2 protein-coding genes are annotated in these 899 nt (G+C 52.2%); both read left to right on the top strand.

Going from position 1 to position 899, the window contains the following annotated elements; translation table 11 throughout:
* Positions 1 to 244: 244 nt before the first annotated feature.
* The gene (locus P1J78_RS25005) at positions 245 to 553 is read left to right on the top strand and encodes a PadR family transcriptional regulator (protein ID WP_275570081.1); all 309 of its coding nucleotides are present in this window, start codon (positions 245 to 247) and stop codon (positions 551 to 553) included.
* 1 nt (position 554) lies between these two features.
* The gene (locus tag P1J78_RS25000; protein WP_275570080.1) at positions 555 to 869 is read left to right on the top strand and encodes a hypothetical protein; all 315 of its coding nucleotides are present in this window, start codon (positions 555 to 557) and stop codon (positions 867 to 869) included.
* The last annotated feature ends 30 nt before the right edge of the window (positions 870 to 899 follow it).

The raw sequence follows: 899 nt of genomic DNA, 5'->3' as shown, positions 1-899 counted from the left end.
GAACCGAAGAACCGAAGAACCGAAGAACCGAAGAACCGAAGAACCGAAGAACCGAAGAACCGAAGAACCGAAGAACCGAAGAACCGAAGAACCGAGACACACCCATGAAAATATGTCAACTTCCAAAGTCTTGCGGCGTTCCATGATCATACCTTGTTAAGCTTTTAAAGCGCTGGTCTGGCATGAAGTCTTGTATGGTAGTGCTAGGTAAAGGCGCCTTACTTTGCGAGGTTACGTTATGAGAATGACTGCAACCACGATCCGCGTTCTGATCGGCTTTCTCGAATCGCGCGAGCCGCTCTCTGGTGCGGATCTTATAAATCAGTATGGCCTTTTCTCAGGAACACTCTACCCGATTCTGAGAAGGCTTGAGAAAGCAGGATGGGTTGAAGCAACCTGGGAAGATGGCGACCCTAAGCAACTTGGACGCCCACTACGGCGACTCTACGATCTTACCGCCGCCGGTCAGCGAGAAGCTGAAAATGCTCTGAAGAACGAGCGCACGAGAAAGTTCTTCGGCTCTGTCGGGAAGGAACCTCTGGGAGCAACCTGAAATGAACGCGACGATATGGTTCTTCTTCAGTGCGATCTGTGGCGGTCTCGTGTTCCGCCTCGTCTATGAGAGAGCTGAGGAAATAGCGTTCTGGCTCATCAGGCAGCAGTGCAAATTGCTGCCTGACCATGAGAGAGACGAAACTGAGGCTGAGTGGCTGTCGGTCATTTCTGAAGTGAATGGCGGCGCATGGAAAATTCTGAACGCTTTTGGCTTTTCATCGGTGAGCCTACCCGCATATGCGAGGTCGCTCGATCTAGAGCGTTTGCCCACCGACATGAATCGATTGGGGATTCCCATTCGGCCGAGGGACTGATTCACTGACCCTGGGGCAGATACTGGGGGC

The organism is Psychromarinibacter sediminicola (genome assembly GCF_029168335.1).
In the GTDB taxonomy this organism is placed as follows: Bacteria; Pseudomonadota; Alphaproteobacteria; order Rhodobacterales; family Rhodobacteraceae; genus Psychromarinibacter; species Psychromarinibacter sediminicola.
The sequence above is the reverse complement of the archived record's forward strand: the minus strand, read 5'-3'. Positions and strand labels throughout refer to the sequence as shown.

Coding starts and splice junctions, on each gene's coding strand:
- P1J78_RS25005 (WP_275570081.1), top strand. CDS start 245: ATGACTGCAACCACGATCCGCGTTCTGATCGGCTTTCTCGAATCGCGC.
- P1J78_RS25000 (WP_275570080.1), top strand. CDS start 555: ATGAACGCGACGATATGGTTCTTCTTCAGTGCGATCTGTGGCGGTCTC.